At 58.1% G+C, this 7,178-nt stretch carries 7 protein-coding genes; 1 reads left to right on the top strand and 6 read right to left on the bottom strand.

Annotated features, from left to right (window positions below; genetic code table 11):
- Window positions 1-67: 67 nt before the first annotated feature.
- From JWR17_RS12495 to JWR17_RS12470, 6 genes are all read right to left on the bottom strand, one after another.
- Window positions 68-1,204 carry an AGE family epimerase/isomerase gene (locus JWR17_RS12495; protein ID WP_299831876.1) on the bottom strand — a complete coding sequence of 379 codons (1,137 nt, stop codon included), beginning with the start codon at window positions 1,202-1,204 and terminating at the stop codon, window positions 68-70.
- Window positions 1,205-1,346: 142 nt separating this feature from the next.
- Window positions 1,347-1,919, bottom strand: coding sequence for a HupE/UreJ family protein (locus JWR17_RS12490; protein WP_299831873.1), 573 nt, complete (start codon window positions 1,917-1,919; stop codon window positions 1,347-1,349).
- A 24-nt stretch (window positions 1,920-1,943) separates the two neighbouring features.
- A complete protein-coding gene (gene ureG / locus JWR17_RS12485; protein WP_297836065.1) occupies window positions 1,944-2,561 on the bottom strand; it encodes an urease accessory protein UreG in 618 nt (205 codons plus the stop codon).
- Window positions 2,562-2,624: 63 nt separating this feature from the next.
- The gene (locus JWR17_RS12480) at window positions 2,625-3,299 is read right to left on the bottom strand and encodes an urease accessory protein UreF (protein ID WP_299831871.1); all 675 of its coding nucleotides are present in this window, start codon (window positions 3,297-3,299) and stop codon (window positions 2,625-2,627) included.
- The gene (ureE, locus tag JWR17_RS12475; protein ID WP_299831869.1) at window positions 3,296-3,796 is read right to left on the bottom strand and encodes an urease accessory protein UreE; all 501 of its coding nucleotides are present in this window, start codon (window positions 3,794-3,796) and stop codon (window positions 3,296-3,298) included. The genes JWR17_RS12480 and ureE overlap by 4 nt, the downstream gene beginning before the upstream one ends.
- 150 nt (window positions 3,797-3,946) lie before the next feature.
- Window positions 3,947-4,579: a TetR family transcriptional regulator gene (locus tag JWR17_RS12470; protein WP_299831867.1), complete on the bottom strand. Its 633-nt coding sequence runs from the start codon at window positions 4,577-4,579 to the stop codon at window positions 3,947-3,949.
- Between the two features lie 247 nt (window positions 4,580-4,826).
- On the opposite strand from JWR17_RS12470, the gene JWR17_RS12465 reads away from it, so the two are divergent.
- Entirely contained in the window at window positions 4,827-6,893 is a 2,067-nt protein-coding gene (locus tag JWR17_RS12465) for an AsmA family protein (protein WP_299831865.1), read from the top strand.
- Window positions 6,894-7,178 lie beyond the last annotated feature (285 nt).

The following is a 7,178-nucleotide window of genomic DNA, read 5'->3' as shown; positions in this document are numbered from 1 at the left end:
CGCAGCCTTCGGCAGCTCCTACCGGTGAATTGGGCATCAGCGAAAAGCGAATTCCTTCGCGAAGGATTCAGCGGGCGAAATACTCAACCAACCCGCTGTAACACGTCGCCAAATGATAAGGGGTGGTCGACGGCATATCGCTGCGGCTAATAACGCCGTTGGCATTCAAACACTCATTCCAGCCGGTCGGGTGCAGAAAGAGTTGTTGCAACGCGTCCAATTGCCGACCCATCGTCGTCTCGCTATCAGGCCGCAGCACCAAGGCCCGAAGATATTCCGCTTGCGCCCAAATGCGCTGACTGCCGTCGCGCACACTGCCGCCCACTTCCAGCATCGCTTTGACCGCACCTGTCAGCGGATCAACACCTTGTTGCTCGGTGTAATCGAACGCCCGGGTCAATGACTTGTGCAGTGGACTGCCCTGCAACAACGGTGAAGATGCCAGCAGGAAGAACCATTCAAACTGGTGGCCTGGCTCGAACCAGTTATCCACAGCGCCCAATGGTTTTTCCAGCATCACACCCTGCGCAGGGTCAACGAAGCGTTGCTGCATGGCGGTGGCTAATGCCAACAGTGCCGTTTTCGTGGCGGGGTCTTCGCGGACCGACAGCGTGGCCAGAAAAGCCTCGGCCAAGTGCATCAACGGGTTTTGCAACGGACCGCTACCCAGGGATGACCAGTCCTGATCAAGGTTCGCTTCGTACAACCCGGCGCCATCGGAAAAACGTTCGGCAACCACGTTGAGCGCGGCATTCAGCACAGACTCCACCAACGGCTCGCGTACTTTGGCCCAATAGTGGGCGCAGGCAAAAATAATGAAGGCGTGTGTGTACAGGTCTTTACGCTGATCCAGCGGTTTGCCCTGGGGATCAATGCTGTAAAACCAGCCGCCGTGCTCGGCGTCATGGAAATGCTGCTGCAAAGACCGGAACAGCGCCGCCGCGCGGTTTTTGCCCTGGGGGACAGCAGGGTGGTCGATCAGGCTGGAAAACAGATACAGCTGACGCGCACAGGCCATGGCGCGATAACGCTGAGGCGGCAACGGTTGATGATCGGCGTCTACAGCCTCATAAGGCAGCGCCAGGTGCGAATTCCAGCCAGGGCCAAGCCACAGCGGGATGATCACCTGCTGGAAATGCAGCTGCACGGCGGCGAATAAGGCGGTCAATTCAGACTGAGAGGCGGAGCTGGAAACATCGGGCATCGGCTGGCGTCACGGCAAGGGCGTTTGCGCGACATGGTAACGCAATGCGGAAACCGCTCGCCAACAAGTTGCGCTTACAGAAAAAACGCAATTCTTCGTAGGAGCCAACTTGTTGGCGAGAGGCCAGTTCAGGCGATAAAGATCAGCCCGCCATCAACCAAACGCCCGTCGCGGCCGAGGCGGCCCCGGCGATACGCACCAGCGGCGAAGCCGATTGCGGCAGGAAGCGCACCACGGCGTAGCCGGCGGCATGCAGCGCCGCAGTCGCGGCTACGAATCCCGCCGCATAGGCCCACGGGCTGGTCATTTCCGGCAATTCAAGGCCGTGCGCCACACCGTGAAACAGCCCGAACAACGCTGTCGCGCCCACGGCCACTGCCAACGGAGGTCGCACCGCCAATGCCACAGCCAAGCCCAATGCCAGCACCGACGCAGCAATCCCGCTTTCCAACGCTGGAACATTCAAGCCAGCAAAGCCCAATACCCCACCGATCAACAGCATGCCGACGAAGGTGCACGGCAACGCCCAGCGCGCAGATCCCTTTTGCTGCGCCGCCCACAAGCCAACCGCCACCATTGCCAGCAAGTGATCAATGCCGCTGAGCGGGTGGCTGATTCCCGCCATCAATCCATTTTCATCATGGCCTGGGTGTGCGAACGCCAATGCGGGGGTCAACAGCAGTGCGAGGGTGTAGACGACATTTTTGTACTTCATGGACAGTTTCCCTGAAAAGTAAAATCAAGCCGCTTCGGTCAGCAGGCCTTGGCGTTCAATGAAGGCGATGATCTGTTCCAGGCCCAGCCCGGTTTTTTGGTTGCTAAACACGAACGGCTTTTCGCCACGCATTTTCTTCGTGTCGCGGTCCATCATCTCCAGCGAAGCGCCCACCAACGGCGCCAGGTCGACCTTGTTGATCACCAGCAGGTCGGACTTGCAAATCCCCGGCCCACCTTTGCGCGGCAGCTTGTCGCCAGCAGAAACGTCGATCACATAAATCGTCAGGTCTGACAGCTCCGGGCTAAAGGTTGCTGACAAATTGTCGCCGCCGGATTCGACGATGATCACGTCAAGCCCTGGGAAGCGACGGTTTAACTGGTCCACCGCTTCGAGGTTGATCGAGGCGTCTTCACGAATCGCCGTGTGTGGGCAGCCGCCGGTTTCGACGCCGATGATCCGCTCCGGCGCCAACGCTTCGTTGCGCACCAGAAAGTCAGCGTCTTCGCGGGTGTAGATATCGTTGGTGACCACGGCCAGGTTGTAGCGCTCGCGCAGGGCCAGACACAGCGCCAACGTCAGGGCTGTTTTGCCCGACCCGACCGGTCCACCGATGCCGATACGCAGAGGTTGGCTGTTCATAACGTTCTCCAATGAGCGGTTAATGGCTCTCGACCCATCGTTGAGCAGAGGCTGTAAAAAATATCAGGACCTAAACAGTCGGCTGTATTGACGTTCATGGGCCATGCTCGCCAGTGACAAGCCAAACGCGGCACTGCCGTAATGCAGGGGGTCAATATCCGTCGCCCGCTGCTGTGCCTGTTGCAATAAAGGCAGCAGCTCACTGGTCAGGCGTTGCGCAGCCTGTTGGCCCAACGGCAGGGTTTTCATCAATACGGCGAGTTGGTTTTCCAGCCAGCTCCATAGCCAGGCGGCCAACGCGTCTTGTGGGCTGATTCCCCATGCACGGGCCGCCAAGGCCCAGCCCAACGCGAAGTGCGGTTCTGGCAGTTGCTCAAAAAAGCCTCGTGCAGGCGCATCCAGTTCCGGTAGGCCGCTGAGTAACTGATTCAGGGAATAGCCCATCTGCCGGCTTTCCTGAAACAGCTCCCGGGTTTCTCGACTGGCGCGGTGTTCCTGGCTCAATTGCAGCAATTGTGCCCAATCGTCTTGCGCCGCTGCGGTGCAATGAGCAAGCAGTAAAGGCGCTTCGAAACGGGCGAGGTTCAGCAACAGTTGGTCGCTAATCCAGCGGCCGGCACTGCGCGTGTCGTTGACCAGTGCGTTTTCGACCGCCATCTCCAGACCTTGGGAATAGCTATAACCGCCAATGGGTAATTGCGGACTGGCCAGGCGCAGCAGCGCCCACGCACTGTTCACGTGCGCACGCCAAATTGGTGCAGGCGCGGTGGGTAATTGAAATCTTCTTCACCGGCGCGGGAGTGATGATGACCGCCGCCGTACGCGCCATGCTCTGGTTGAAACGGCGCTTCAATGGACTCAGTGGTGGCGCCCAGTTGGTCAAGCATGGCTTTAAGCACGTAGTCATCGAGTAAACGCAGCCAGCCATCGCCCACTTGCAATGCAACGTGACGATTGCCCAAGTGATACGCCGCGCGGGTTAGCTCGTGAGCGTTGCTACAAGTGACATGCATCAGTAGTTCAGGTCGGGCACAGACCTTCACGATGCGACCGTCTTGCGCTTGCAGGTACTCGCCATCGCGCAAGGGCGGTTGGCCGCGCTCAAGGAACAGCCCAACGTCCTCACCGTCGGCACTGATGCAACGCAAGCGGCTCTTGCTGCGTGCCTCGAAATTCAGGTGCAACTCGGCTGTCCATTCGGCTTGCGAATCAATTCTTTGGTGGATCACCAGCATCAGAAGGTTTCCAGCTAATTTGCGATGCAATAGCCAGAGCAAGGGGCTTGCCAATATAGGAAGGCGCCTACAGATGGCGTCGCCGGTTAAACGCGCTGTAAAAGGGCGCGCCAATTGGGTGCGTCAGGGGCTTTGGTGCACCACTAGTGATCACTCGGTGCTGCCAAGCCCTTGCCAGTGGTTAGCGCCGATGAAGATAAAGCGCAACTGCTGGGTGATTTTGGCCCGAGGCGTAAGGTGATCGGCGAGGGTGTCGGCGGGAGGGTCGATCAATTCCGGGAGCATCGCGAAGACGCTCTTCACCACCAGGTCGGCCATTACCGACAGATCGTCAGCGTCCAAGTGTTTGAGCTTGGGCATCAATGCCAAGTCGGCAGCAAGGTCGGCACTGATACCGCCGCGTAACTCCCCCAAGGCCTGGCGTACTTGTAGCGAGCCGCCATATTGTTCGCGAGCCAGAAACAGAAACTGTGAGCGATTGGCCGACACTCCTTCGAGGAAGATTTTTACCGATTCCTCGATGATGCCGCCCACCACCGACTTGTTGTGACGCACCAGGCGAATGGTTTTGCGAAAGGTTTGGCCAACCTCGAAGACCAATGCCAGGCCCAATTGGTCCATGTCATCGAAATGGCGATAGAACCCGGTCGGTACGATGCCCGCCGTTTTCGCCACTTCACGCAAGCTTAGGCTGCCAAACCCCCGGCCACTCGCCATCAAGCTGTGCGCGGCGTCGAGCAAGGCATGGCGGGTCTGTTGTTTCTGTTCGGCACGGGGCAGCATGGGCGGATATCTGAATAGAGACTGCGCGGCACTTTAACAAATGTGCTGTATTTGCGCGAAGCAAACCCAAAACGGAAACCGGCACATTAATGTTTTTGCAGGCGCCATTATCCGCATTCAGCTTATTTTTTCGGGTGATCAAACCTGCGGCGCTTTTTCCAGTCGAAGGACAAAGCTTCTTTATGCACCGGTTAGCTTAGGCAAAGGCGGCTGCAGGCAAGAAGATGAATAGTCAGGAGAGTCATGCATGACGCGTCGTCGTAAAATTTTTAGCTGGACCGGAATCATCATCGTAGTGGTCCTGGCCGTTCTAGCCATCGTGATCGTCACCTTCGATTGGAATCGCATCAAGCCGACCCTTAACGAAAAAGTCTCTGACGCACTGCATCGGCCCTTCGCGATTAACGGCGATCTTGCGGTGCTGTGGCAGCGCGAGCCGGATCAGGGCGGCTGGCGCGCCTGGGTGCCGTGGCCCCATTTTGTTGCGCAAGACCTGACCCTGGGCAACCCCGGCTGGTCGAAAAACCCGCAAATGGTCACCCTCAAACGTGTGGAATTTCGGCTGGCGCCGTTGCCACTGCTGCTGCATCAGGTGGTGATTCCACGGATTGACCTGACCGCCCCCGACGCGAAACTGGAGCGTCTCGCTGATGGCCGAGCCAACTGGACGTTCGACCTACCCAAGGCCGACCCTAACGCCGAGCCTTCGAAATGGGTGCTAGATATCGGCGCTATCAAGTTTGACAAAGGCCTTGTCAGCCTCAACGACCAGACCTTAAAGACGCAACTGGACCTGGTGATTGACCCGTTGGGCAAGCCGATTCCGTTCAGCGATATCGTTGGCAGCAGCGAAGCGAAGAAAGCTCAAGACAAAGGCACGGCACCCCAGGACTATGCGTTCGGCTTGACCGTCAAAGGCCAATACCACGAGCAGAAACTTAACGGCACCGGCAAAGTGGGCGGCTTACTGGCGCTTAAGGACGCCGCGCAACCGTTCCCGGTGCAGGCTGACGTGCAGATCGCTGACACCCGGATCGCGTTAGCCGGCACCCTGACCGACCCACAAAATCTTGGCGCGCTGGATTTGCGCTTGAAGCTGTCAGGCAGCAGCCTGGGCAATCTGTATCCATTGACCGGTGTGAATTTGCCGGACTCACCGGCGTATGCCACCGACGGTCATCTGATCGCCAAATTGCATGACGCCGCAGGGGCATCGTTCCGTTATGAAGGCTTCAACGGCAAAATCGGCAACAGCGATATCCATGGCGATCTGGGTTACGTCGCCAGCCAGCCGCGACCCAAGCTGACGGGGGCGCTGGTGTCTGAGCAGCTGTTGTTCGCGGACTTGGCGCCATTGATTGGTGCCGACTCCAACGCGGCGCAGAAAAAGCGTGGCGGCGAAAGCAAGCAACCCACGGGCAAAGTGCTGCCGGTCGAGGAGTTTCACACCGACCGCTGGCGGGTGATGGACGCTGACGTCGAGTTCACCGGCAAGAAAATCGTCCAGAGCGCGAGCTTACCGTTCACCGACCTCTACACCCACGTCGTGCTCGACGACGGCCAACTTAACTTGCAACCGCTGCGCTTTGGTGTCGCGGGCGGCAAGCTGGACGCCGATATCCGCCTGGACGGCCGCAATACGCCGTTGCAAGGCCACGCCAAACTCAGCGCGCGGGGTTTCAAACTCAAGCAATTGTTCCCAACATTTGAACCCATGAAAACCAGCTTTGGCGAATTGAACGGCGACGCGGACATCAGCGGCAAGGGTAATTCGGTTTCGGCGCTGCTGGGCACGTCTAACGGCGAGTTGAAAATGTTAGTCAACGACGGCGCCATCAGTCGAGGTCTCATGGAGATCGCCGGGTTGAACGTCGGCAATTACGTGGTGGGTAGAATGTTTGGTGACCAGGAAGTGAAGATCAACTGCGCCGCCGCCGATTTCGACGTCAAAAACGGCCTGGCAACCACCAAACTGTTCGTCTTCGACACCGAAAACGCGATCATCTACATCAACGGCACCGCGAATTTTGCCAGCGAGCAGTTGGATCTGAAGATCAGTCCTGAGTCCAAAGGCTTCCGCGTGTTCTCGCTGCGCTCACCGCTATACGTACGCGGCACATTCGGCAAACCCGACGCAGGCGTGCAGTCCGGCCCCTTGATACTGCGCGGCGCGGGAATGATCCTGCTCGGCGCCGTAATGGGCCCGGCAGCAGGGTTGTTGGCCTTGGTCGCACCGAGTGGCGGCGAACCCAACCAATGCGCGCCATTGCTGGAGCAGATGAAAGCGGGTAAAGCGCCGAAGACAGTGAGGTGATTGCCACTGTGGAGCCAACTTATTGGCGAGACGTTATTCCAGACAAAAAAACGCCCGAGTTGCTCTCGATTAACGAAACCAACCGGGCGTTTCTAAAACAGCTTACAAATCAAACGATCCGCCATGTCGTCGGCGTGTTCCTTTCATGAACCGGATTTCTCCGACTCAGCGTAGCTTTAGCCTCGCAACATAACTCGCATATTGTCGAAATCGTAAACCTTGCCGCCTTGGGCGGCAGGGCTGATGTGGGATAGATAATAGGTTTTGCGCAAGCCTTCGTGCGTG

Source organism: Pseudomonas sp., assembly GCF_028293835.1.
In the GTDB taxonomy this organism is placed as follows: Bacteria; Pseudomonadota; Gammaproteobacteria; order Pseudomonadales; family Pseudomonadaceae; genus Aquipseudomonas.
Note: the sequence above shows the minus strand (reverse complement) of the source record. Positions and strands in the feature narration are given on the sequence as shown.